Origin of the sequence: Rhodococcus sp. AB351 (assembly GCF_049538275.1) — a bacterium.
Lineage (GTDB): Bacteria > Actinomycetota > Actinomycetes > Mycobacteriales > Mycobacteriaceae > Rhodococcus.
In genome coordinates, this window is the sequence record NZ_JBMVFW010000003.1 from 1 (window position 1) to 24905 (window position 24905).

Annotated in this window: 23 protein-coding genes and 1 riboswitch; of the genes, 18 read left to right on the forward strand and 5 right to left on the reverse strand. The window is 69.7% G+C overall.

The features are described from left to right. The first annotated feature begins 91 nt into the window (after nt 1–91). Both ACPCXD_RS08595 and ACPCXD_RS08600 read left to right on the forward strand, forming a co-directional pair. Entirely contained in the window at nt 92–661 is a 570-nt protein-coding gene (locus tag ACPCXD_RS08595; RefSeq protein WP_051033076.1) for a putative immunity protein, read from the forward strand. Nucleotides 662–737: 76 nt separating this feature from the next. Continuing rightward, entirely contained in the window at nt 738–983 is a 246-nt protein-coding gene (locus ACPCXD_RS08600) for a hypothetical protein (RefSeq protein ID WP_088899779.1), read from the forward strand. A 12-nt stretch (nt 984–995) separates the two neighbouring features. On the opposite strand, the gene ACPCXD_RS08605 is transcribed toward ACPCXD_RS08600, so the two are convergent. Both ACPCXD_RS08605 and ACPCXD_RS08610 read right to left on the reverse strand, forming a co-directional pair. After that, entirely contained in the window at nt 996–2375 is a 1380-nt protein-coding gene (locus ACPCXD_RS08605; RefSeq protein WP_423659219.1) for a M1 family metallopeptidase, read from the reverse strand. Continuing rightward, nucleotides 2342–6247, reverse strand: a complete 3906-nt coding sequence (locus ACPCXD_RS08610; protein WP_145692868.1) for a Pls/PosA family non-ribosomal peptide synthetase — start codon at nt 6245–6247, stop codon at nt 2342–2344. The genes ACPCXD_RS08605 and ACPCXD_RS08610 overlap by 34 nt, the downstream gene beginning before the upstream one ends. A 163-nt stretch (nt 6248–6410) precedes the next feature. Then, a riboswitch (SAM riboswitch) is annotated at nt 6411–6528 on the forward strand. A gap of 68 nt (nt 6529–6596) precedes the next feature. Here ACPCXD_RS08610 and ACPCXD_RS08615 point away from each other — a divergent pair. Together ACPCXD_RS08615 and ACPCXD_RS08620 are read left to right on the forward strand one after the other, a co-directional pair. Continuing rightward, nucleotides 6597–7910, forward strand: coding sequence for an aminotransferase class V-fold PLP-dependent enzyme (locus ACPCXD_RS08615; protein ID WP_423659220.1), 1314 nt, complete (start codon nt 6597–6599; stop codon nt 7908–7910). Between the two features lie 208 nt (nt 7911–8118). After that, a complete protein-coding gene (locus ACPCXD_RS08620) occupies nt 8119–8751 on the forward strand; it encodes a hypothetical protein (protein WP_229566900.1) in 633 nt (210 codons plus the stop codon). A gap of 62 nt (nt 8752–8813) precedes the next feature. Here the strand turns inward: ACPCXD_RS08620 and ACPCXD_RS08625 are convergent, their stop codons facing one another. Both ACPCXD_RS08625 and ACPCXD_RS08630 read right to left on the reverse strand, forming a co-directional pair. Beyond that, nucleotides 8814–9344: a winged helix-turn-helix domain-containing protein gene (locus tag ACPCXD_RS08625; RefSeq protein WP_423659223.1), complete on the reverse strand. Its 531-nt coding sequence runs from the start codon at nt 9342–9344 to the stop codon at nt 8814–8816. A gap of 219 nt (nt 9345–9563) precedes the next feature. Then, complete coding sequence (locus tag ACPCXD_RS08630; RefSeq protein ID WP_088899068.1) at nt 9564–10037, reverse strand: YbaK/EbsC family protein; 474 nt, start codon at nt 10035–10037, stop codon at nt 9564–9566. Between the two features lie 113 nt (nt 10038–10150). Between ACPCXD_RS08630 and ACPCXD_RS08635 the strand changes: the two genes are divergently transcribed. Continuing rightward, the gene (locus ACPCXD_RS08635) at nt 10151–10981 is read left to right on the forward strand and encodes a crotonase/enoyl-CoA hydratase family protein (protein ID WP_088899067.1); all 831 of its coding nucleotides are present in this window, start codon (nt 10151–10153) and stop codon (nt 10979–10981) included. Between the two features lie 66 nt (nt 10982–11047). Here ACPCXD_RS08635 and ACPCXD_RS08640 read toward each other — a convergent pair whose 3' ends face one another. Then, nucleotides 11048–11539, reverse strand: a complete 492-nt coding sequence (locus ACPCXD_RS08640) for an inorganic diphosphatase (RefSeq protein ID WP_006550524.1) — start codon at nt 11537–11539, stop codon at nt 11048–11050. 262 nt (nt 11540–11801) lie between these two features. Here ACPCXD_RS08640 and dacB point away from each other — a divergent pair, with 262 nt between their 5' ends. The 13 genes from dacB to panC all read left to right on the forward strand — a co-directional run bounded on the left by dacB (nt 11802) and on the right by panC (nt 24891). Next, nucleotides 11802–13145, forward strand: a complete 1344-nt coding sequence (gene dacB, locus ACPCXD_RS08645) for a D-alanyl-D-alanine carboxypeptidase/D-alanyl-D-alanine endopeptidase (protein ID WP_016692979.1) — start codon at nt 11802–11804, stop codon at nt 13143–13145. Continuing rightward, on the forward strand, nt 13142–14191 hold the full coding sequence (locus ACPCXD_RS08650; protein WP_026061299.1) for an Rv3626c family coenzyme F420 biosynthesis-associated protein: 1050 nt from the start codon (nt 13142–13144) through the stop codon (nt 14189–14191). The genes dacB and ACPCXD_RS08650 overlap by 4 nt, the downstream gene beginning before the upstream one ends. Further along, nucleotides 14167–15216: a tRNA lysidine(34) synthetase TilS gene (tilS, locus tag ACPCXD_RS08655; RefSeq protein WP_088899065.1), complete on the forward strand. Its 1050-nt coding sequence runs from the start codon at nt 14167–14169 to the stop codon at nt 15214–15216. Before ACPCXD_RS08650 ends, tilS begins: the two co-directional genes overlap by 25 nt. 12 nt (nt 15217–15228) lie before the next feature. After that, nucleotides 15229–15783 carry a hypoxanthine phosphoribosyltransferase gene (hpt, locus tag ACPCXD_RS08660; protein WP_016692982.1) on the forward strand — a complete coding sequence of 185 codons (555 nt, stop codon included), beginning with the start codon at nt 15229–15231 and terminating at the stop codon, nt 15781–15783. Between the two features lie 252 nt (nt 15784–16035). After that, a complete protein-coding gene (gene ftsH, locus ACPCXD_RS08665; RefSeq protein ID WP_423659228.1) occupies nt 16036–18600 on the forward strand; it encodes an ATP-dependent zinc metalloprotease FtsH in 2565 nt (854 codons plus the stop codon). Between the two features lie 49 nt (nt 18601–18649). After that, the gene (gene folE / locus ACPCXD_RS08670; RefSeq protein ID WP_202400287.1) at nt 18650–19336 is read left to right on the forward strand and encodes a GTP cyclohydrolase I FolE; all 687 of its coding nucleotides are present in this window, start codon (nt 18650–18652) and stop codon (nt 19334–19336) included. A 32-nt stretch (nt 19337–19368) separates the two neighbouring features. Further along, the gene (folP, locus tag ACPCXD_RS08675) at nt 19369–20190 is read left to right on the forward strand and encodes a dihydropteroate synthase (RefSeq protein WP_229568242.1); all 822 of its coding nucleotides are present in this window, start codon (nt 19369–19371) and stop codon (nt 20188–20190) included. Then, nucleotides 20187–20570 (forward strand): dihydroneopterin aldolase, encoded by a 384-nt coding sequence (folB, locus tag ACPCXD_RS08680; protein WP_016692986.1) that lies wholly within the window; start codon nt 20187–20189, stop codon nt 20568–20570. The genes folP and folB overlap by 4 nt, the downstream gene beginning before the upstream one ends. Beyond that, the gene (gene folK / locus ACPCXD_RS08685) at nt 20567–21091 is read left to right on the forward strand and encodes a 2-amino-4-hydroxy-6-hydroxymethyldihydropteridine diphosphokinase (RefSeq protein WP_088899063.1); all 525 of its coding nucleotides are present in this window, start codon (nt 20567–20569) and stop codon (nt 21089–21091) included. The genes folB and folK overlap by 4 nt, the downstream gene beginning before the upstream one ends. An 11-nt stretch (nt 21092–21102) precedes the next feature. Continuing rightward, nucleotides 21103–21579, forward strand: coding sequence for a DUF3180 domain-containing protein (locus ACPCXD_RS08690; protein WP_016692988.1), 477 nt, complete (start codon nt 21103–21105; stop codon nt 21577–21579). Nucleotides 21580–21653: 74 nt separating this feature from the next. Further along, nucleotides 21654–22865, forward strand: coding sequence for a DUF6779 domain-containing protein (locus ACPCXD_RS08695; protein WP_423659231.1), 1212 nt, complete (start codon nt 21654–21656; stop codon nt 22863–22865). Nucleotides 22866–23024: 159 nt separating this feature from the next. After that, nucleotides 23025–23960: a Rossmann-like and DUF2520 domain-containing protein gene (locus ACPCXD_RS08700; RefSeq protein WP_016692990.1), complete on the forward strand. Its 936-nt coding sequence runs from the start codon at nt 23025–23027 to the stop codon at nt 23958–23960. After that, complete coding sequence (gene panC / locus ACPCXD_RS08705) at nt 23953–24891, forward strand: pantoate--beta-alanine ligase (RefSeq protein WP_423659234.1); 939 nt, start codon at nt 23953–23955, stop codon at nt 24889–24891. Before ACPCXD_RS08700 ends, panC begins: the two co-directional genes overlap by 8 nt. Nucleotides 24892–24905 lie beyond the last annotated feature (14 nt).

The following is a 24905-nucleotide window of genomic DNA, read 5'->3' on the forward strand; positions in this document are numbered from 1 at the left end:
GACCCCCAACATTGTTGGGGGTCTTCGGCTTTGAGGAGGGGACCCGCTTTCGCGGGTCCCCTTTTCTCGTATGCGGACATCCGTCCGACCTATGCTCGGAGTTGTGGGACGGATCGAACCGGCGACAAGTGTGTTCGGTGATTTCGAACTCACCATGGACGAATTGCGGGCGGTCGCCCGATACGTGACGGAGAGCGCCCAGGCCGTGCTCCCCGTCTTCGAAGAATCTGTGCCCGACGACCGTCGTCCACGTGCAGCACTCGACGCGGCTCGGGAATTCGTCGACGGTGCGCGACGAACGAGACTCCAGCGCGTCACCGCTCTGGATGCCCACCGGGCTGCAAAGGACGCACCGACCGAGGCGGCGTCCCTTGCCGCACGGTGCGCCGGTGATGCCGCGGCGGCTGCCTATCTGCACCCCATCGCGAAGGCCACTCAGGTCGGGCACATCCTGCGTGCTGCAGCGAGTGCCGCTCGCATCGCCGAACTCCGCGCTGACGGCGACCCGGGAGCCGCGGAGGACGCGCTCGACGACGCCCGGCGACGCGCGACTTCCGTGGTGGTCGACGTCCTCTCCAGATATCCGCTCGCGCCCACGTCGAGAAGTCGGGTCGGAGAGTTGATGAGCGCACTGGATACGTCTCTACGTCGTCGGACCTAGACGACATCCGGGAGGGGGACCCGATGCTCGGATCCCCCTCCGGATTCCCATCCCCCGCGACCGGTGCCCATCCCAGATGTACGCCGAGTCGAGCGCACAACTCGAACAGGTGCTGATCGACAACCAGGCACGTTCGGAGGGTGTCGTGGTGGAGTCGGGCATGAGGTACGCGACGACGACGAAGGTCGAGGTCCTGTTGTTCGTCGACCAGAGCGTCACGAACACCCTCGTCCCCGAACCGCGACTCGACCGCAGCCGTGTGGTCATGACGATGGAACTCGTCGACGGCCGGTGGCTCGCGTCGCAGGTGGATCTGCCCTGAGCCGGCGTCGCGTCAGGCTGTCGGTGCCGGAGGGAGCTCTCGTGTGCTCAACCACGCCTCCCACAGCGGCCGGAGCGAGACGTCCGAGAAACGCGCGGCGAGATCCTTGAACTGTGCCGTCGTCACGTTGCCGTGCCGGTGTTCCGCGGTCCACGTCCGCAGGAGGGTGAAGAACGGCTCGTCGCCGAGTTGCGTGCGCAGGGCGTGCAGGGTCAGTGCCCCGCGCTTGTAGATTCGGTCGTCGAACATGTCCTTCGGGCCCGGATCCTCGAGCAGGATGTCCTGCGGCTTGCGGGCCAGTCCCCGGTGGGCGTCGAGTGCGTGCGCGTGCGCCGACCTGCCACCCGAGTTCTCCGACCACAACCATTCCGCGTAGCACGCGAATCCTTCGTGGAGCCAGATGTCGCACCAGCGGTTCAACGTGAGGCTGTTGCCGAACCACTGGTGCGCCAATTCGTGTGCGACGAGCCGTTCCTCGCGGCCGGTGCCGTCACAGAAGTTCGCGCCGAAGATCGACAATCCCTGCGCCTCGAGGGGGATCTCGAGGTCGTCGTCGGTCACCAGAGCGGTGTAGTGCGCGAACGGATACGGGCCGAACAGGCGCGTGAACAACTCGAGCATCTCGGTCTGGCGAGCGAAGTCCCGATCGAACTCCGCGCGCAGGCGAGGCGGGTGGATGCCGTATTGCGGTACGGGTTCCGTTGCGAGGGTGCGTATCTCGTAGTGGCCGGTCTGGACCGTGGCGAGATAGGTCGCCATCGGTTCGGGTTGCTCGTACACCCGGGTGGTGCGGCTCGCCTTCGTGGTCTTGTGCACGAGCGTGCCGTTCGCGATCGCGACGAACGGAGCGTCGGTGGTGACGGCGATACGGTAGGTGGCCTTCGAACCGGGATGGTCGTCGCAGGGGAACCAGGTGGGTGCGCCGTTGGGCTGGCTCGCGACGAGCGACCCCTCGTCGAGTTCCTCCCAGCCGACCTCACCCCACATCGTGCGCAGCGGGGTGGGCGTGCCCGAGTACTGCACACCGAAGACGAGGACCGCCCCGGCGGGGAGTTTCTCGGCGGGGGTGACGGTGAGCTTGCCACCGCGATGCGCGAACTTGGCGGGACGTCGCCCGTTGACGGTCACCTTCGCGACCCGCATCGACTGCGCGAGATCGAGTGAGTACTTGGCGCGCACGTCCGTCGTCGTGGCGATGATCTTCGCTCGGCCGTCGAGCCGGTTGGACACGACCTTGTAGGTGAGTTCGAGTTCGTAGCGGGAGACCCGGTAGCCGCGGTTCCCGCTCTCGGGCAGATAGGGGTCGAGCGGGCGGTCGGCGGCGACCGGCGCGACGGGCTTGGCGGCCTTGATGGGCTTCACCGCGGCGACCAGTCGTTCGGTGTGGTCCACGGCGTGATCGGATTGCCCTGCCAGCGAGTGGACGGCGGGACGACGTCGCCGCGCATCACCAGTGAGGCGGGGCCGACGGTGGCACCGTCGCCGATGCCCGAGGCGGGCAACGCGACGCATTGGGGGCCGAGCGTGGCGCCGGCGCCGAGGGTCACGGTGTCCATGGACATGATCCGATCATGGAACAGGTGGGTCTGTACAACGCAACCGCGTTCGACGGTCGCACCGTCGCCCAGCGACACCAGGTCGGCCTCGGGCAACCAGTAGCTCTCGCACCACACACCGCGGCCGATCCGCGACCCCAGCGCGCGCAGCCACAGGTTCATCACGGCGGTGCCCGCCGCGGCCCGGGCGAACCACGGTGCCGCCACGGTTTCGACGAAGGTGTCGGAGACCTCGTTGCGCCACACGAACGAACTCCACAGCGGATGCTCGACGCGGCCGATCCGACCGACGACGAGCCATTTCGCGATCACGGTCACGAGGCACGCCACGGCTCCGGCCACCATGAGCACGAGACCGCCCAGCAGCGCAGCGGCGAGATAACCCAGGTGCGCGGCGAGGGTGTTGAGGGCGAAGAGCACACCGAGCCCGATGCCGTAGGTGACGACCATGGGCACGAGCCGGAAGGTCTCGACCGCGCCCCGTGCGATCTTCAGTTTCAGCGGCGGTTCGAAGGTGCGACTCGCGTCGCTGTCGCCGCTCGCGCGCCGCAGGCGCACCGGGGGACTGCCCAGCCACGACGAACCGGACTTCGCCTTCTCCGGGGCGGCGGAGAGCACCGCGACGAGTCCGTGCTTCGGGACCCGCCGACCCGGCGCCGCCATGCCCGAGTTGCCGAGGAAGGCACGCTTGCCGACCTTCGCATGCGAGATGTACAGCCACCCGCCGCCGAGTTCGTAGGAGGCGACCATCGTGTCGTCGGCGAGGAACGCTCCGTCGGCGACCTTCGTGAACTTGGGAACCATCAGCACGGTCGACGCCTCGACGTCCTTGCCGATGTCGGCGCCGAGCAACCGGAGCCAGATCGGGGTGAGCATCGACGCGTAGAGCGGGAACAGGAAGGTGCGCGAGGAGTCCATGAGGCGCTCGGTGAACCACACCTGCCAGCCCACGCGGCTGCGCACGGGATGCCAGCCCTCCGTCATCCCGACGGCGAGCAACCGCACCGCCGTCAGGGTGAGCAGGGCGAAGACGAACATCGTCAGCAGCGCCGCGACGGGCAGCATCGCCAGCGAGTGCACCACGGCATCGGAGACGGTGGGGGTGTCGTGCACCCACCACACGAGAAGCGCGACCCCGGCGGCGATCGAGACGACGGGCAGGCCGCCGAGCAGGATCGACGACAGGGCGTAGACCGGCACCCACCTGCTGCCCCGCGGCGGTGTCGCGGCGGGCCACGGCCGGTCGGCCTTGCCGGCCTTGCGGGCGGGGGAGCCGGACCAGTTCTGCCCGGCCTTCACGCGGCCGAACACCGCGGATCCGGCCTCCACTTCGGCGTTCTTGCCGATCCGTGCGCCGGGGGCCAGGAACGATCGGGCGCCCACCGTGGCGCCGGCACCGATCCGGATGCTTCCGATGTGGACGACGTCGCCGTCCACCCAGTAGCCGCCGAGGTCCACCTCCGGCTCGACGGCACACCCGTCGCCGAGTTCGAGGAGACCGGTGACGGGCGGAAGACTGTGCAGGTCGACGTCGCGGCCCACCTTCGCTCCCAGCGCCCGCGCGTACTGCCGCATCCAGGGAGCGCTCGAGATGTTCACGGCGCCCACGGCCTCGGACAGTCGCAGGGCCGTCCACAGCCGGAGGTGGACGCTCCCACCGCGGGGGTAGCTTCCGGGCTTCATGCCGCGCAGCAGCAGACGTGAACCCGCGACGGAGATCGCCATGCGCCCGACGGGCGTGAGGAACAGCAGGACACCGAGCGTGACCCACCACCACGACAGGGTGACGGTCCACGGCACGTCCACGACGAGCGCGACGAGGTTGTTCAGGATCGCCAGCCAGGTCACCCACTGCAGTCCGGTGAGGGTGGTGACGACGGCGGTCACCGCGATCTGACCGAGCTGCGCGAGTCGCGGCACCGGGGTCACCTCGCGCGGGGTCGCCGCTTCCGTCGGCGCGAGTTCGTCGAGATAGACGGCGAGCGATCCGAGCCTCGGGTGGTCGTACAGTTCCGCGACCGTCATCTCCGGATACCGGCTCCGCAGCGCCGTGACGAGTTGCGCCGCCGCGAGGGAACCACCGCCGAGTTCGAAGAAGTCGTCGTCGACGCCCTCGATCCGGGCGCCGAGGATGTCGGTCCACAGTTCGGCGACCCATTCGGCGGTGGGATCGAGACCGAGTGCTTCCACCGAGTCGGCATCGGCGCCCGGCAGCGGCCACGGCAGAGCGTTGCGGTCGACCTTGCCGGACGTGCGGGTGGGGAGTTCGTCGACGAGCGCGAGGCGCGGGACGAGCGCGGCGGGGAGCTGTTCGGACAGCAGGTCGTGGGCCGAGGCGATGTCGAAGTCCGGATCGGTGGAGGCGATGTATCCCACGAGGATCGAATGCCCCGCGGCCGTCCTGCGGACCGCGCACGCACCGCCTGCCACGCCGGGCAGGTTCTGCAGTGCGTTGTCGACCTCGCCGAGCTCGATGCGGCGGCCACCGATCTTGACCTGGTCGTCGGCGCGCCCCTGGAACAGCAGGCCGGCGCGGTCGAGCGTCACGAGATCACCGCTGCGGTAGGCGCGGTCCCAGCCCAGAGTGGGCATGGGAGCGTACTTCTCGGCGTCCTTCGCCGAATCGAGGTAGCGAGCGAGACCGACACCGCCGATGACGAGTTCACCGGACGCGCCCTCCTCGACGGGGTTGCCGTCGGCGTCCACGACGGCGAGATCCCATCCGTCGAGGGGCAGGCCGATGCGGACCGGTCCGGTGCCGTCCATCAGCGACGCGCAGGCCACGACCGTCGCCTCGGTGGGGCCGTAGGTGTTCCACACCTCGCGTCCCGGAACGGCGAGACGTTCGACGAGATCGGGTGGGCAGGCCTCGCCGCCGAAGATGAGCAGACGCACCGCTTCGAGGGCTTCGGCCGGCCACATCGCCGCGAGGGTGGGCACCGTGGAGACGACGTTGATGTTGCGGGAGACGAGCCACGGCCCGAGGTCCATGCCGGAGCGGACGAGCGCGCGGGGCGCCGGAACCAGGCAGGCGCCGTGCCGCCACGCGAGCCACATCTCCTCGCACGAGGCGTCGAACGCCACGGACAGTCCGGCCAGGACGCGGTCGCCGGGGCCGAGCGGCGCCCCCTGGCAGAACATCCGCGCTTCCGCGTCGACGAAGGCCGCCGCGTTGCGGTGGGTGACGGCGACACCCTTCGGTGTTCCGGTCGAACCGGAGGTGAAGATGATCCACGCGTCGTCGTCGACGTTCGGGCCCCGCACGGCCGGGGTGCCCGACGGCGGTGCCGTGCCCGGTCCGATGCCCTCGTCGGTGACGATGGCGGTGACCTGCGCTTCCGAGAACACGAGTTCGGCCCGCTCGTCGGGATCGTCGGCGTCGACGGGGACGTACGCGGCGCCTGCGGCGAGAATGGAGAGAATCGTCACATACAGGTCGCTGCGCCCGGAGGTCATGCGCACCCCGACCCGGTCGCCGGCCCCGACGCCGGCGTCGTTCAGCGCATACGCACCGGCGATCACCGCCTCGACCAGTTCGGCGTATTCGAGGACCGTCGAGCCGTCGTCGATCGCGGGGGCGTCGGGATGTGCTTCGGCGGTGCTCCGCAGCAGGTCGACGAGGGTGCGGGCGGGTGGGGCGTGCGACGCGCGGAGGAACTCGTCCGGGATGGGGGACCGGCCGACGGGGGTCGAGGATATGGCTGGCAACTCCGCGGGTCCTTCTGCTCGATGGATCTTCCGGTTATCTCACGTCCGGGTGGACGACAGGTGAACGTTCGGCGCGCAGAACGCGTGTCGTCCTCGTGCGGAGCCGGGCGACACGGGGCGGCGGGGTTGACACGGCACGGTCGTCCTGCCATTCTCTTCGCCAGGTCATGAGTACCAGCGTCAAGCCCCGGCTAGCTGGTCGGCAACCCTCCAACCGCGGTGGGGTGCTCCGGGTGACGACCGGGCCGTGAATCCACTACCGGACACGGCAAGCGCGGACTCCGTCGGCGACGAGAATTCTCCGTCGTAGGCGTCACCGGCGGGTCCCCGAGTACACGAGGGATTTGTCATGACTGCTGTAGCCACCGCCACCTGCGTCGCTCCGTTGGCCACCGTTTCCGGCTGTGACGTGCAGGTTCCGCTCGTCCAGGGTGGTACCTGCACCTACGCGAACTTCGACTACGCGGCGAGCGCACCGGCGCTGTCCGCCGTCACCGACCGCATCACCGAGCTGCTGCCCTTCTACGCGAGCGTGCACCGCGGCGCCGGCTACGCCTCGCGGATCAGCACCACCGCCTACGAGGACGCCCGCACCTCCGTGTCGCGCTTCGTCGGCGCGGCCGACGACCAGGTCGTCGTCTTCACGCGCAACACCACCGATTCGCTGAACCTGCTCGCGAGCGCGGTGCCCGGCGATGTCGTGGTGCTCGACATCGAGCACCACGCGAATCTGCTGCCCTGGAAGAACTCTCGCATCGTCGAGGCCGCAGACACTGTGTCGGAGACGGTGTGGCGCCTCGCGGTCGAACTCCAGCGCGCCCCCGCGGCCCTGCTCGCCGTCACCGGTGCTTCCAACGTCACCGGTGAGGTCCTGCCGATCGCCGAACTCGCCGAGCTCGCACACGCTTCCGGTGCCCGGATCCTCGTCGACGGTGCGCAGCTCGTGCCCCACCGCCGTGTCGATCTCGCCGAGCTCGGCGTGGACTACCTAGCCTTCTCCGGCCACAAGCTGTACGCGCCGTTCGGTGCGGGAGCGCTCGTCGGCCGCCGCGACTGGCTCGACGCCGCCGAGCCGTATCTCGCCGGTGGCGGCGCGGTGCGCGAGGTGCGCCTCGATCACACCGAATGGGCCTGCGCCCCTGCGCGTCACGAGGCCGGCACCCCCAACGTGCTCGGTGTCGCTGCTCTTGCCGCCGCGTGCGATGCGCTCGCCGGTTTCGACTCCGACGCGGTGACCCGTCACGAGGAGGCCCTGTGCGCCCAGCTCGTCGACGGTCTGCAGACCATCGACGGTGTGGAAGTGCTTCGGCTGTGGAACGATTCGGCCGACAGCGTGGGGATCGTCACCTTCACGGTCGACGGCTACGAGCCCGGCCACGTCGCCTCCTATCTGTCCGCCGAGCACGGCATCGGCGTCCGTGACGGACGTTTCTGCGCCCACCCGCTGCTCGCACGGGTCGGTCGCGCCGGCGGAGCCGTCCGGGCGTCGCTCGGACTCGGCAGCTCGTCCGACGACGTCGAGCGGCTCCTCGGAGCGCTCCGGTCGCTGGTCGAGAACGGACCGACGTGGGTGCACGCGAAGAACGACGGTGTGTGGAACCCCTCGCCGGAGACGCGCCCCGGTCTCGGAGCGACCGACGGCGACGCATCTCCGTGCGTCTAGCGGTCGACAATTCCCCATAGGATCAGTAGGGTAATTCGCATGGAACGGACGAGGACGATCGCCGCGGCACGCTGGTGCCGTCGCCATGTCGACCTCTGCCGTACGGCATCGGGAATCTGTCCGGACTGAAGGTCTTCTCCCTCACAGTCTTCCGGCTCACAGGCCGATCCCTCCGTGCCGCTCCGCGGCCCGTACCGAGAGGCATCCCATGTCCGTCGCATCCACCGTCACCCCTGTATCCGCAGATCCGGCCACCGCAGACCCGGCCGTCGTCGAGTCCGCCGCGATCCGGCCGTTGCGTGTCGCCGTCGAACTCACCGGTCACTCCGGGCCCGACTACTGGGCCGACCTGACCCTGGGACGTGCCGGCGACCCGCCGCTCGACCTCAGCGCCGATGTATCCAACGTCGTGCGGGTGCGTGCCGCCGACCTGCGTGAGGCCGGGAAACTGCGCGACCGCATCCGTGCGGAGGCCGCCGAGGAGGGCCGCGATCCCGATTCGGTCACGGTGCTCGTCGACGTCGAGGTCATCCTCGCGTCCGATGCCCGCACCGCGCGCACTCGGCGTACCCGTCCGGAATCCACTCGCGGGGAGGCCGCCACGCTGTCCTACGTCGGAACGCCCCACGGTCTCGCCGGGCTGATCGCCGACATCCACGCCGTGCAGGTCGCCGACGGCGTCACGCTGATCCCGCTCGCCGCGCCGTTCACCGTCGAGCATCTCGTCGACGGAACGCTGCCGTGGCTGGAGTCGCGCGGCCTCATCGAGGTCTCGCCGACCGTCGTCGAGGTCCTGCGCCGGTTCGGTGAGGGCGCCCAGGCATCCGTGCGCGCTTCCTGACACATATCCGTATCACGAAGGAGGGGCAGGAGTTTCGACTCCTGCCCCTCCTTCGCGTGCGTTCACGCCGTACGGCGGTCGAGTGATTCGACGACGTGCACGCGCGGATCGGGATCGAACCGGTAGCCCGACCCGCGGACAGTGGTGATGATGTTGCCGAAACGTCCCAGCTTGGAACGGATCCGGGAGACATGGACGTCGACACTGCGGTTGCCCCGGTCGGTGTCGAAGTCGTCGTTCTCGGAATAGCCGGCGCCGAGCGGCCTCAGTGCCGCGCGGGACACCACGACGCGGGGCCGGCGAACCAGGTGCGCAAGAATCTCGAATTCGCTGTGACTCAACTCGACCCGCTGATTGTCGAGCACCAGCCCGCGGGCCGGCAGATCGATCACCAGAGGGGTCGGGCCGGGGCTGAGGAGGGTGTGGGTGCGCGCACCCGGGAGCAGATCGAGCGCGGTCTCCCGCAGGGCGTCGGCGAGGGCGGCGAGGTCGCCCGCCGACCCGGCGTTCGTGTCCGAGATCTGCACGATGAGAACGAGTTCGGGTGCATCGACCGAGCTGCCGGGCGGGTTCTCGATGGAGGACGTGGTCATGGAAGGGCTCCGCTGGTCGGAAGGTGAACGGCGCCGGACAGGCGACTACCCGCAGTAGTGCGGCGCCGGGAAAGAGGAAGGGATGGTGCGGATCTCAGAACGCACAGAGGCACGAGCGGGTACGGCACAGGTCGACATGCCTGCGGCTCCACGCTCGGACTGTCACGACGGAGAGTGTACCCGGGTGGAGATGCCGGCGGTACCGGTAGGTGGGCGGTCTCAGTCGACGTCGACGTCGATCGCCGCGGTGATGCGCATGAGCTCCGAATAGACGGTCCGGAACAGTGTGTTCGGGCATCCGCCCGACGCCCACAGATCCGGGTAGTGCTGCAGCGCACGGTCGATGTAGGTGGGCAGGTTCGTGGGATGACCGAGTGGTGCGACGCCACCGAGCGGCTGGCCGGTGACCTCCGTGACCAGATCGGGGGAGGCCGGCACGAGCTCGCCGCCGAGCCGCTCGCCGGTCCGTTCGACCGACACGCGGTGCGCGCCGGACACCAGCAGCAGGATCGGGTCGTCGTCGAGTAGGAAGACGAGCGACTTCACGATCGCGCCCACCTCCACACCCACCGCGGCGGCGGCCTGCTCGGCGGTGTGCACGGTCTCCGGCTGCTGGACGATCAGACCGTGATGGCCGCGGGCGATGAGCGTGTCCGAGACGCGGTGGGCATTCGGATGCAGCGACCTGGTCATGGATCAAGAGTAGGAAAATCGCCGCGCTATGGGCGCGGTTCCGAGGACGCATCGTCGTCGTGTCGTGGGGTGCGGTCGGTGCGAAACGAAGATCCACAAGTTACTCTTCAGTAATGTCCGATCACTCGCCCTGGAAAGCGTTCACCGTCGAACGCAAGGATCACGTCGCACAGGTCACGCTCATCGGCCCCGGCAAGGGCAACGCCATGGGTCCCGACTTCTGGGCGGAACTGCCCGTCCTCTTCGGTGAGCTCGACGCCGACCCCGAGGTCCGCGCCGTCGTCCTCGCCGGTTCCGGCCGGAACTTCTCCTACGGCCTCGACCTCGTCGCCATGGGCGGCAGCCTCGGCGCCGTCGTCTCCGGCAAGGCGCTCGCGAAGCCGCGCACGGACTTCCACACGCTGATCAAGAGCATGCAGGCGGCCATCACGGCCGTCGCCGACTGCCGCAAGCCGGTCGTCGCCGCGGTCCAGGGCTGGTGCATCGGCGGAGCGGTCGACCTCATCTCCGCCGCCGACATCCGCTACGCGAGCGCCGATGCGAAGTTCAGCGTCCGCGAGGTCAAGGTCGGAATGGTCGCCGATGTCGGCACCCTCGCCCGGCTCCCGCTCATCATCGGCGACGGTCACGTCCGCGAGCTCGCGCTCACGGGCAAGGACATCGACGCCGCCCGCGCCGAGAAGATCGGTCTCGTCAACGACGTCCACGCCGACGCCGACGCGGTGCTGGCCGCGGCCCACGCGACCGCCGCGGAGATCGCCGCCAACCCGCCGCTCGTCGTCCAGGGCATCAAGAACGTCCTCGACCACACGCGCTCGCCGCAGGTCGACGACAGCCTCCGCTACGTCGCGGCGTGGAACGCGGCGTTCCTGCCGTCGGAGGACCTCACCGAGGCGATCACCGCCGTCTTCGAGAAGCGCCCGCCGCAGTTCAAGGGCGAGTAGGCCCGCATACGACGGATCCCCCGGACGATCGCATCGTCCGGGGGATCCGTATTTGCAGGCTCTGTGTCAGTGCCCGCCGTTGTTCTTCAGGCGCTCGACCGACGCGGTCACCTCGGCCTCGGCCTCGGCGCGACCGACCCAGTCGGCGGCCTCGACGTGCTTGCCCGGCTCGAGGTCCTTGTAGTGCACGAAGAAGTGCTTGATGGCGTCGAGTTCGAACTGCGAGACGTCGCTGATGTCCTGGACGTGATCCCACCGCGGGTCGCCGGCCGGGACGGCCAGGATCTTGTCGTCGCCACCGGCCTCGTCGACCATCTTGAACATGCCGACGGGGCGGGCCTCGACGATCACGCCGGGGAAGACCGACTCGGGCAGCAGGACCATGCAGTCGAGCGGATCGCCGTCCTCACCGAGGGTGTTCTCGATGTAGCCGTAATCGGCCGGGTAGCCGAACGAGGTGTACAGGTAACGATCGAGCTTGACGCGTCCGGTCTCGTGATCGACCTCGTACTTGTTCCGCTGTCCCTTGGGGATCTCGATGGTGACCTCGAACTCCACGCCTTGCCTCACTTCGTCGGTGTTTTTCCGGCGGATACGACATCCGTATCTGCGGTGATGGTCCGCAGAGAGGATAACGGTCGCGGCGCTAGGCTGGAGGTGCAGGTACCGGGGCCCCGAGTGCGTCACAGCAGTATGCGGCCGGCAGCGGGAAGTGCGGGTAGCTGGTCGACCAGTGTGTGCAGGATGCAGCGGAGGCGTGTTGACGGGGCAGGGCGGCAACAAGAAGCAGGGTTCACTGGCAACCAGGCGACGACGGAACATGAAGATCCTCTTCGGGATCTGGGGAGCGGGTTTCCTCGCTCTCGTCGTCGGCGGGGCCTTCGCGATCTACGACGTGCGGGCGTCCGCCGGCGCGGTCGTGCTCCCCGCACCGGCACCGGTGATCGCGACCCCCGCGGTCGCCGCGGTCTCGCCCGACGCTCCGACGCCCGACCCGACCTCGCTGGCGGCGGCACTCGATCCGGTTGTGAACAATCCCGGCCTCGGTGACTTCGCCGGGTCGATCACCGACCCCACGACCGGCACTGTGCTGTGGTCGAAGGACGCCGATCGCGCGCTGATCCCGGCCTCCACGACGAAGATCCTCACCGCCGCGGCCGCCATGCTCGTGCTGCCCTCCGACCATCGGATCACCACGCGCGTCGTCGAGGGTTCGAAGCCGGGGGAGATCGTCCTCATCGCCGGCGGCGACCCCACCCTCTCGGCGATGCCGCCCGGACAGGAGAGCTTCTACCCGGGCGGCCCTCGCATCGCCGACCTCGCCGAACAGATCCGGCGCAGCGGCGCGACGGTCGAGACCGTCCTCGTCGACACGAGCCTGTACAGCGGAGATCCGCTCGCCCCGGGCTGGTTCCCGCAGGACGTCGGCGACGGCTACGTCGCGCCCATCGAACCCGTGATGCTCGACGGCGGCCGGTTGCGGCCGCTCGAGGACGAATCGCCCCGCAGCGCGACGCCCGCTCTGGACGCCGGTCGTGCACTGGCGACGGCGCTCGGTGCCGACCCGGCGCGGGTCGCGCCCGGGTCGGCCTCGCCGGGCGCGGCGCCCATGGCATCGGTGCAGTCGGCGCCGCTCACCGTCCGCCTCGGCCAGATGCTGCGCCGATCCGACAACGTCCTCGCGGAGACCGTCGGACGGGAGGTCGCGGTCGCGACCGGCAACGAGCACTCGTTCGAGGGCACGACGAAGGCTGTGACCGGTACCCTGCAGCAAGCGGGTCTGGACGTCACCGGAGTGACGTTGCGCGACGTCAGCGGGCTCTCGGTCGAGAACCGGATCCCCGCTCGCACGCTCGATCGCGTGATCTCGGAGGCGGCCGGACCGAACAGGACGGAGCTGCGGCCCATGCTCGACTATCTTCCCGTCGCCGGAGCGACCGGCACGCTCGCCGATCGCTACGGCACCACGACCCGTGCCGGCGCCGGATGGGTGCGGGCGAAGACCGGCACGCTGACCGAGGTCAACGGACTCACCGGATACGTCGTCGACTCCGACGGCCGCGTGCTGTCGTTCGCGTTGCTCTCCAACGGCAGGTCCCCGAGCGAGGCCCGGCCCGCCCTCGACGCCGTGGCGTCGGTACTCCGCGAGTGCGGTTGCCGATGACCGGCAAGGAGCGGGCACTCGGCGACGCGATCGACTGGTCGTTCGCGGCCGGGGTCGGCGTGCGCCTCACCCGCTCCGAGCCCGCGATGTCGCGGTACACCCGCGACGCGGTGCAGGACGAGTTGTTCTCGGCCGCCGCGCGCGCCGAGGGACCGGTGCGCGAGCACACGCGTCTCGACGACGGAACCGAGCCGCCGCCCGCGCAGGTCGTCGACCGGCCGGGCTGGGTGCGTGCGGCCGCGGCGTCGATGGCCGACCTCACCGCGACCTCGGGCGAGGATCCGGCCGGCTCCTCCCGCCGCTGGGTGGGTAAACCGGCGGGTGCGCAGGCCGGCGCCATGCTCGCCTACCTGTCGTCCGCGGTGCTCGGCCAGTACGACCCGTTCTCCCGTTCGCTGCTGCTCGTCGCGCCCAACGTCGTCGCGGTCGAACGCGCGCTGAAGGTGCCGCCCGCCGACTTCCGGCTGTGGGTGTGCCTGCACGAGGTGACCCACCGCGTGCAGTTCGCGCAGGCACCGTGGATGGCCGAGCTGATGCGCGAGGCCGCCGCCGACCTCGCCACCGCGGTCGAGGAACCGATGGGCGACGTCGCGACCCGCGTGGTGTCGGCGGTGAAGGACCTGCGCACTCCCGGCGACAAGCCGATGTCGGAGCGCGGCATGCTCGGAGTCGTACGGGCGCTGCAGGCACAATCGCAGCGCGAGTCGTTCGACCGGATCCTCGCCCTCGGAACACTCCTCGAAGGGCACGCCGATCACGTGATGGACGGTGTCGGCCCCGCCGTGGTCCCGTCGGTCGCGCGGATCCGGCGGGCGTTCGACAACCGGCGGCACCGCAACAGCAGCCCGGTGCATCGCCTCATCCGGCTCGTCCTCGGCATGGACGCCAAGATGGCCCAGTACGTGCACGGCAAGAAGTTCGTCGACGCCGTCGTCGCGAAGGTCGGCATGGACGACTTCAACGCGGTGTGGTCCGGTCCGGACGCCCTGCCCACCCTGACGGAGATCGACCATCCCGACGCGTGGATCGCGCGGGTGCTGAGCTGATCGTGGCTTCACCGTCGACCGATCGTCCGCTGCTGCCCGAGGCCCCGGCGATCCACGAGGTGCGCCTCGCCGTGCGGGCCTGGCTGGGCGCGCACCCGGCCGACGCGGTGACCGTCGCGTTGTCGGGCGGGGCCGATTCCGCCGCCCTGACCGCCGCCGCCGTCGCGGAGACCGAGGCGGTGCACGCCGTCGTCGTCGATCATCGCCTCCAGTCCGGTTCCGAGGTCGTCGCCGCGCGGGCCGCGGAGTTCGCCCGGGCCCGCGGCTGCGCGACCGTCACGGTGGTCGGTGTGGACGTCACCGGTGGGGGAGGCCTCGAGGCCGCCGCGCGCGCGGCCCGCTACCGGGCTCTCGACGAGAACCGCGACGGACGGCCCGTGCTGCTCGGGCACACCCTCGACGACCAGGCCGAGACGGTGCTGCTCGGTCTCGGCCGCGGCTCGGGTCTGCGTTCGATCCGGGGGATGGCACCCTTCGACCCGCCGTGGGGCCGTCCGCTGCTCGGCGTGCGCCGCGACACGACCCGCCGGGCGTGCGACGAACTCGGCTACCGCCCGTACGAGGATCCGCACAACACCGACGACCGGTTCACGCGCGTGCGTCTGCGCCGCGAGGTACTGCCGCTGCTCGAGGACGTGCTCGGTGGGGGCGTCGCCGAAGCCCTCGCACGCACGGCCGGGCAACTGCAGGACGACGGCCACGCCCTCGATGTCTGGGCCGGCGACCTGCTCGCGACAGCGCGGCGCGAGGACGACCTGCTCGACACCGACACGCTCGCGGCGGCTCCCGCCGCGGTGCGACGCAGAGCCCTCCGATCGTGGCTGATCGATCACACCGTCACGCCGAACGAGACGATGCTGCGGGCGGTCGACGACCTGGTAGTGGCGTGGCGCGGACAGGGGCCGGTCGCGGTCGGGCGGGGCCCGCGGACGGGGACGAGGTTGGTGGTGTCGCGTCGGCGTGGCACGCTTGCCGTGGAGTACGTCGACCGGGCGAAGGTCCGGGCGACCGGCAGCAGAAGGTAGGGAAGGACCCCGGTGTACGAGAACGACATAGCGTCGGTGCTGATCTCCGAAGAGCAGATCAAGGAGCGGACCGCAGAGCTGGCGCAGTCGATCGCCGAGCGTTACCCGGTGGGTGCGCCGGAAGGCGATCTGCTGCTCATCGGGGTGCTCAAGGGCGCCATCTTCTTCATGACCGACTTCGCGCGCGCTCTGCCGATCCCGACGCAGATGGAGTTCATGGCCGTCAGCTCGTACGGGTCGTCGACCTCGTCCTCGGGTGTCGTGCGCATCCTCAAGGACCTCGACAAGGACATCGCCGGCCGCCACGTCCTCATCGTCGAGGACATCATCGACTCGGGTCTGACGCTGTCGTGGCTGCTCAAGAACCTCTCGACGCGCAACCCCGCGTCGCTCGAGGTCGTCACGCTGCTGCGCAAGCCGGAGGCCGTGAAGATCGACGTCGAGGTCAAGGACGTCGGATTCGACATCCCGGACGAGTTCGTCGTCGGCTACGGACTCGACTACGACGAGCGCTACCGCGACCTGCCCTACATCGGCACGCTGGATCCCAAGGTCTACAGCAGCTGACCTCCGGGCGAGCCGGGTCGTGAGGTCCCCCGGCCCGGGGAACTCCGGTTCCGTCCCGATCGTTGTCGATTACGACGTCTTCCCGGTGTCGGCTCCGGCCGGTGCCGGGGCGACCGCTCGTTGCTACGCGGTAACCTTGCGTTGCCTGGTCAGTGACCGTCGCGGCATGCGGCCACCCCGGGCGCGAAGCGCCGCGACTGCGAGACCCCGACGAACTCGATCGAAAGGACCGGCCGCTCGGGCCGAACCTGTATGAACCGCAAGACAGTGTTCCGTAATCTGGCGATCGTCGCCGGCATTCTGCTGGTGATCTACGCCTTCAGTTACTTCGGCGACGACACGCGCGGTTTCACCCAGGTGGACACGTCCGTCGCGGTGGCTCAACTCGAATCGCAGAACGTCAGTGAAGCCCGCATCGACGACCGCGAGCAGCAGGTGCGCTTGTGGCTCGAGAACGGCAACGACGCGACCGAGGGCAGCACCGAGATCATCGCGAAGTACCCCGCGTCGGCCTCCGAGCAGATCTTCGACCTCGTCGCCGCGTCGGGCGCGCAGAAGTACGACACGAACGTCACCCAGGAGAGCTGGCTGACGTCGATCCTTCTGTTCGTCCTGCCGATGATCATCCTGCTCGGCGTGTTCTTCTTCGTGATGAGCCGCATGCAGGGCGGTGGCCGCGGCGGCATGATGGGCTTCGGCAAGTCGAAGGCCAAGCAGCTGTCGAAGGACATGCCCAAGACGACCTTCGCCGATGTCGCCGGCGCCAACGAGGCCGTCGAGGAGCTCTACGAGATCAAGGACTTCCTGCAGAACCCGGCGCGCTACCAGGCGCTCGGCGCGAAGATCCCCAAGGGCGTGCTGCTCTACGGCCCTCCCGGCACCGGTAAGACCCTCCTCGCACGCGCCGTCGCCGGCGAGGCGGGCGTCCCGTTCTTCACGATCTCCGGTTCGGACTTCGTCGAGATGTTCGTCGGTGTCGGTGCCTCCCGCGTGCGCGACCTGTTCGAACAGGCCAAGCAGAACGCCCCCTGCATCATCTTCGTCGACGAGATCGACGCGGTCGGCCGCCAGCGCGGCGCCGGCCTCGGTGGTGGGCACGACGAGCGCGAACAGACCCTCAACCAGCTGCTCGTCGAGATGGACGGCTTCGGCGACCGCTCCGGCATCATCGTGATGGCCGCGACGAACCGCCCCGACATCCTCGACCCGGCCCTGCTGCGTCCCGGCCGTTTCGACCGTCAGATCCCGGTCACGAACCCCGACCTCGCCGGTCGCCGGGCAATCCTCGCCGTGCACTCGAAGGGCAAGCCGATCGATCCCAACGCGGATCTCGGTGCGCTCGCCAAGCGCACGGTGGGCATGTCCGGCGCCGACCTCGCGAACGTCGTCAACGAGGCCGCTCTGCTCACCGCCCGTGAGAACGGCACGGTGATCACCGAGGCGATCCTCGAGGAATCGGTCGACCGCGTCATCGGCGGTCCCCGCCGCAAGAGCCGCATCATCAGCGAGCACGAGAAGAAGATCACGGCCTACCACGAGGGTGGTCACACCCTCGCCGCGTGGGCGATGCCCGACATCGAGCCGGTTTACAAGGTCACCATCCTCGCCCGCGGCCGCACCGGTGGTCACGCGATGACGGTGCCCGAGGACGACAAGGGCCTGATGACGCGTTCGGAGATGATCGCGCGCCTCGTCATGGCGATGGGTGGTCGTGCCGCAGAGGAGCTCGTTTTCCGCGAGCCCACCACCGGCGCCTCGTCCGACATCGACCAGGCCACGAAGATCGCGCGCGCGATGGTCACCGAGTACGGCATGAGCGCGAGGCTCGGCGCCGTCCGCTACGGCCAGGAGCAGGGTGATCCCTTCCTCGGCCGGTCGATGGGCGTGCAGTCCGACTACTCGCACGAGGTGGCACGCGAGATCGACGAAGAGGTCCGCAACCTCATCGAGGCCGCGCACACCGAGGCGTGGGCGATCCTCAACGAGTACCGCGACGCCCTCGACGTGCTGGCGGGCGAGCTGCTCGAGCACGAGACGCTGACCCGCAAGGACCTCGACAGGATCCTGGCCGACGTGAAGAAGCGTCCGCGGATCACGACCTTCAACGATTTCGGTGACCGGGTCCCGTCCGACAAGCCGCCGATCAAGACGCCCGCCGAGCTCGCGGCCGAGCGCGGCGAACCGTGGCCGCCGGAACCGCCGTCGCTGACGAAGCCGGCACATCAGCACCCGCAGTATCCGGGTCAGGGTGAGGTGCCCGCTCCCGCCGGTTACCAGCCCGGCGCGCAGCCGCAGTACCAGCCGGCGAACGGCTACCCCCAGCCCCAGACGCAGGCACAGCCCCACACGCAGGCACAGCCCCAGCCGCAGTCGCAGCCGGTCCCGGCCTCCGAGCCGCTTCCGGGCTTCCAGCCGGCGGCTCCGTACCCCGGTGGTCCGCGGCACGCGACGCGGCCCGACTACGGCGCTCCCGCCGGATGGTCGGCTCCCGGCTGGCCGCCGCGCGAGCAGACCCCGCAGGAACAGCAGGGTCACGGGCAGCAGGGCTCGGGACAACCGCAGGGTTACGGGTATCCGCAGGGCCAGAACCCCCAGGGCTACGGACAGCCCGGCTACGGACAGCCTCAGGAAACGCAGAGTTTCGGGCGTCCGCAGGAGTCGCAGGACGCCGACCGTCCGTCGGACTCCGGCGACAACGGTGCGGGAGATGCGCACCGCGGTGACAACCACGTGGGAGACTCGCAACCGCGCGATGGTTACGGCGCTCCCGAGCCCCCTCCCACACAGCGGTGGGAAGGCCCGGCCGGCCGGCACTGATCCGTGTCGGTGAGTCGGTACCGGGCGCGCATCGGGACCGTCGGTTCCGATGGAGACGAGTGAGCGAAGAGTGGAGGGCGAGCGGGTGTCGGTGAACCACCTGAAGTCGGATACGGGTTCCGACCCGGAGGATGTGACGACCCACGAGTTGAGCGTGGACGCGGGACGCACGTTCGATCAGGCCCGAGCCGAAGCGGCCGTGCGCGAACTGCTGATCGCGGTGGGTGAGGATCCGGACCGCGAGGGCCTGCGCGACACCCCCGCCCGGGTGGCCCGTGCCTACCGTGAGGTGTTCGGGGGACTGTTCACGGACCCGGACGAGGTCCTCGACACGACCTTCGACGAAGGCCATCAGGAACTCGTCCTCGTGCGCGACATCCCGATGTACTCGACGTGCGAGCACCACCTCGTGTCGTTCCACGGTGTCGCCCACGTCGGATACATCCCGGGCCCGACGGGCCGCGTGACGGGTCTGTCGAAACTGGCGCGTGTCGTCGACCTCTACGCCAAGCGTCCGCAGGTCCAGGAGCGCCTCACCAGCCAGATCGCCGATGCCATGATGCGCAAGCTGCAGCCGCGCGGCGTGATCGTCGTGGTCGAGGCCGAGCACCTGTGCATGGCGATGCGTGGCATCCGCAAGCCCGGCGCCAGCACCACCACCTCCGCCGTGCGCGGGTTGTTCCAGACCAGTTCGGCGTCGCGTGCCGAGGCCCTGGACCTGATCCTGCGCCGGTGACCGTCTTTCCTGCCGAACAGTGGCCCGTCGTGATGGGCGTACTGAACGTCACGAGTGATTCCTTCTCCGACGGCGGTCGCTATCTGGACCGCGAGACCGCGATAGCCCGCGGCTTCGAGCTGCGCGAGCTCGGCGTCGACATCGTCGACGTGGGTGGCGAGTCCACCCGGCCCGGGGCCGTGCGCGTCGACCCGGAGGTCGAGGCGTCCCGCGTGGCGCCGGTCATCGCGGCCCTGTCGGAGGCGGGCATCCCCACGAGTGTCGACACGATGCGCGCCTCGGTCGCCGAAGCGGCCGTGGAGGCCGGAGTGACGATGATCAACGACGTCTCGGGTGGGCGGGCCGACGCCGACATGGCCGCGGTGGTCGCCGAGGCCGGGGTGCCGTGGATCCTCATGCACTGGCGTCCCCTCGGCGAGTTCGTCCACGCGGGCGGTTCGACGCACTACGACGACGTCGTCCGCGAGGTCCGCGACGAGCTGCTCACGCAGGTCGACATCGCGGTGGCCGCAGGCGTGGACTCCGAGAAGATCGTGCTCGATCCCGGTCTGGGATTCGTGAAGGAACCCGACCACAACTGGCAGTTGCTGCAGCGTCTGCCCGAGCTCACCGAACTGGGTTTCCCGGTGCTCATCGGGGCGTCCCGGAAGCGTTTCCTCGGTGCGTTGCTCGCGGCGCCGGACGGCACGGTCCGGTCGCCCGCGGGCCGCGAGGTCGCCACGGCGGTCGTCTCGGCGCTCGCCGCCACCCACGGCGCGTGGGGCGTACGCGTCCACGATGTGCAGGCATCCCGCGACGCGCTCGCGGTGGTGCGTGCCTGGCAGCGCGGCAGCGCGGAAGGAGTGCACGCGTGAGCGACCGCATCGAACTCCGGGGACTGACGGTCCGCGGCAACCACGGCGTCTTCGAGCACGAGAAGCGGGACGGCCAGGACTTCGTCGTCGACATCGTCGTGTGGCTCGATCTCGCGCCGGCCGCGGCGTCCGACGAGCTGACCGACACGCTGCACTACGGCGAACTCGCCGAGCGTGCTGCGGCGATCATCGCCGGTCCGGGTCGCGATCTCATCGAGACGGTCGCCGGGGAGATCGCCGACGAGGTGCTCACCGACCCGCGTGTCTCCCGGGTGGAGGTCACGCTCCACAAGCCGTCGGCACCGATCCCGCTGACCTTCGGCGACGTCGCCGTGGTGATCGACCGCTCCCGCAGCGACGCGACCGGGAGCGCCTCATGAGCCGTGCCGTGCTGTCCATCGGATCGAACATCGGCGACCGGCTCGCGCATCTGCGGTCGGTCGTCGACGCATTGGGTGAGCGGGCCGTCGCCGTCTCGGCGGTGTACTCGACGGCACCGTGGGGCGGCGTCGAGCAGGAGGACTTCCTCAACGCCGTCGTCGTCGCGGAGGACGCCGCCTTCGGTCCGCGCGACTGGCTGCGGTTCGGTCAGGAGCTCGAGGAGGCCGCCGAACGCGTCCGGATCCGGCGCTGGGGTCCGCGCAGCCTCGACGTCGACGTCGTGACCTGCGACAACGGCGAGGGTGAGGTGCGCAGCGACGATCCGGAGTTGATCCTGCCGCATCCGCGCGCACACCAGCGGGCGTTCGTGCTCGTCCCGTGGCTCGACGTCGAACCCGAAGCGGTCCTCTCCGCCGACGGCCGGCGGCTGGGCATCGGCGAGTGGCTCGGCGAACTCGACGCCGCCGAACGCGAGGGTGTGCATCGCACCGACCTGACGCTGACCGGGCCGACGACCTAGGGACGCAGCGAGTGCTGAAACAGACCCGGATCCGAGATCTGCTGGCGCTGGCCGTGCTGGCAGCGATCGTCGCGTGGCTGCTCGTCCGCACGATGTACGGCTCGCTGCCGCCCATCCCCGTCTACGCGGGAGCCTCGCTGTATCCCGTCGCGATCATCGAGGTGATCCTGGCGTTCATGATCCGGTCGCGGGTCGGCAAGCACGAGATCGGTGAGGGCCCAGGCAGGCTCCATCCCATCACCGCGGCCCGGGCGGTCGCGCTCGCCAAGGCGTCCGCACTGGTGGGTGCCGCGAGCGCCGGAGTGTGGGCCGGCTTCCTGCTGTATCTCGTGCCGCAGCGCGGAGTCGTGCAGGCCGCCACCGACGACACCTCGGGTGTGCTCGTCGGAGCCCTCGCCGGCATCGCGCTGGCGGCGGCCGCGCTGTGGCTCGAATACTGTTGCCGGACACCGGAAGACCCCGACGAACCGAACGAACCGGCGCTCTGACCTCGGATTTCGCGGTGGGGCAGGGCGTGTCGTCCGGCACCGATCGGCGGACCCACCCAAGTACCCTGATGGTCATGGCAACCTCGGCGCGACCAGACAGGAATCGCCGTCCGTGGCGCAGTACCGGCTCGATGATCGTGGCCGGTCTGCTCGCTCTGGCGATGATCGCCTCGCTGTTGTTGATCTTCAGTGAGAGCGTGCAGTTGCTGCGTGTCGCGGTGGTCGTCGCCCTGTGGGCCGCGACCGTCGGAGCCATCGCGATGAACAAGTACCGCCGCGAATCGGCGCTCGACCGGGCGAAGGCCGACGACCTGAAGACGGTCTACGAACTGCAGTTGCAGAGGGAGATCGCGGCGCGACGCGAGTACGAGCTGAGCGTCGAGGAGAAGGTCCGCGCCGATCTGAAGCTCGACGCCGGTGAGATGGCGGCCCTGCGCACCGAGCTGGCCACCCTGCGCCGCACGCTCGAGATGTTGTTCGACGGCCGGTTGCCCGACGACGTCGTCGCCCTCGAAGGCCAGGCGGAGAAGCTGCGTGAACTGAGCGAGGCGGCGCGAGTGTCCGCTCCGCGTCCGTCGGGGCCGGCCTTCGCGTCTCCCGACGACGAGCCGGTCACCGCGGAGACCGAATCGGTCGAGGCGGCCATGCGCGCGGCGAAGGCGTCGGAGAAGACACCCACGAAGGGTGACGGCGCAGAACCGCAAACCGAGAAGCAGGCGAAGGTCGAGGCTGCGTCCGGGAAGACGGCTACCGGGAAGACGGCTACCGGGAAGACGGCTACCGGAAAGACGGCGACCGGAAAGACCGCGACCGGGAAGGGCACGTCCGAGAAAGCTGCGACCGGGAAGGTAACGGCTGGAAAGGCGACCGCAGGACCGGACGTCGAGGACGCCGAGATCGAGGACGCGGAAGTCGAGGAGCCGAAAACCGAGAAGCCGGAGACCGAGAAGCCGAAGACTCCGGACCCGAAGACCGGGGCCACGAAGGCCGCCGGCGCCGAGAAGACGGCGGACGGGAAGCCGGAGCCGCAGAAACCCGGCAAGCACGAGTCCGGATCCGATCCCGACCCGCAGACGGGCGCAGACGAGGCCGGAGCGGCGTCGCAGGGCGATGACCCCGCCGAGGGGGCGAACACCACCGAGAAGGCCGCTGGAGCTGCGGAAACGGCCGAGGGGGACGACGAGGACGACGACGAATCGTCCGGACGTCGCTCCCGGCGCCGTCGTGCCGACGGTGAGGGCCGGACGGTCGCGGAGATCCTCGCATCGTTGTCGGCCGAGCGCTGATCACGGGACGGTCGCGCGGCAGCTCGCGCCTGCCCCACCTCGATCGATGAGGCGCAGATCACTCGGCTCGACCGTGGCGAGCCCCGGAAAGCGCGCGCTATTGTCGAGCGGAACGTCCGGTACCCGCTGAGCGGGACTGGAACGAACGAGAGGACTCCCGTGAATTCCTTCGGGATCACCAACGCACCCGCGCCTGCGCGCCTGTCGGTAGGAATCGTGTCCGCCGGACGGGTCGGCACTGCACTCGGCGCAGCTTTCGAACGCGTCGGTCATGTCGTCGTGGCCTGCTCGGCCGTCTCCGACGTCTCGCGGCACCGCGCCGCCACCCGCCTGCCCGATTCGCAGATCCTGCCGGTCGACGAGGTCGCCGGCCGCTGCAACCTCCTCCTTCTCGCCGTTCCCGACACCGAACTGTCGTCCCTGGTCAAGGGCCTCGCGGCCACCGGTTCGGTCGCTGCCGGCACGATCGTCGTCCACGTCTCCGGAGCCCACGGCACCGCGATCCTCGAGCCGCTGACCGAGCAGGGCGCCGTGCCGCTCGCGATCCATCCCGCGATGACCTTCACCGGCCACGACGAGGACATCGACCGGCTCTCCTCCGCGTGCTTCGGCATCACGGCCGCCGACGAGATCGGCTACGCCATCGCGCAGTCCCTCGTCCTCGAGATCGGCGGCGAGCCGGTCCGCGTCCCCGAGGACATGCGCACGACCTACCACGCCGCGCTCGCCCACGGCAGCAACCACCTGGTCACGCTGGTCGCCGACGCCGTCGAGGCGCTGCGCAGCGCCCTGCAGGGGGAGGAGCTGCTCGGCCAGCAACTCGTCGACGACGCCCCCGGTGGAGTCGCCGAACGGGTTCTGCAGCCGTTGCTCTCGGCGGCGCTCGACAACGTGCTGCGACGCGGGCCCTCGGCCCTCACCGGGCCGGTCGCGCGCGGCGATGCCGACGCCGTCGCCGCGCACCTGCGCGCGCTCGAGGCCGTCGACCCGCAGATCGCCGCCGGGTACCGCGCGCTGTCGCTGCGATCGGCGCAACGGACCGGGTCGAAGCCCGAACTGATGGCAATTCTCGAAGGAGCTGAATACGGTGAGTGAAGCAGGACAGCGCGGATACGTGCGAGGTGAACTGACCGTTCACCACGATCCCGCAGGCCTGACCAAGGTCACCCGCGCTCTGCGCGGCGTCGGCCGCACCGTCGCACTCGTGCCGACGATGGGTGCGCTGCACACCGGTCACCTCGAACTCGTGCGCCAGGCCAAGCTCACCGGTGCCGTCGTGGTCGTGTCGATCTTCGTCAACCCGCTGCAGTTCGGGAAGAACGAGGACCTCGACGCCTACCCGCGCACTCTCGACGCCGACCTCGAACTGCTCCGCGAAGCGGGTGTCGAACTCGTGTTCGCGCCGACGGTCTCGGCGATGTACCCGCAGGGTCCGCGCACCACGATCCACCCGGGACCGCTCGGGTCGGAGCTCGAAGGTGCTTCGCGCCCCGGCCATTTCGCGGGTATGCTGACGGTCGTCGCGAAGCTGTTCAACATCGTCGGCCCCAACAGTGCGTTCTTCGGTGAGAAGGACTACCAGCAGCTCACCCTGATCCGTCAGATGGTCGCCGACCTGAATCTCGACATCCGCATCCTCGGCGTTCCCACCGTGCGCGAGCAGGACGGGCTCGCACTGTCCTCCCGCAACCGCTATCTCGATCCCGAGCAGCGCGAGATCGCGACCACGCTGTCGGCAGCCCTCGTCGCCGGCGCGCACGCCGCAGCAGGCGGAGCCGAGGCGATCCTGTCCACGGCACGCGAAGTGCTCGCGCAGAGCCCGCAGATCGAGGTGGACTATCTCGAGGTGCGCGGCGCCGATCTGGGGCCGGCACCCGAACGCGGTGACGGCCGACTGCTCGTCGCCGCACGACTCGGCTCCACCCGCCTCATCGACAACGTCGGGGTCGCCGTCGGCACCGGCTTCCTCGAACGCGCCACCGGCCCGGTCGATCCCGGCGCCGAAGACAACCTGACGAACCGCTGACCCACCGATCGAAT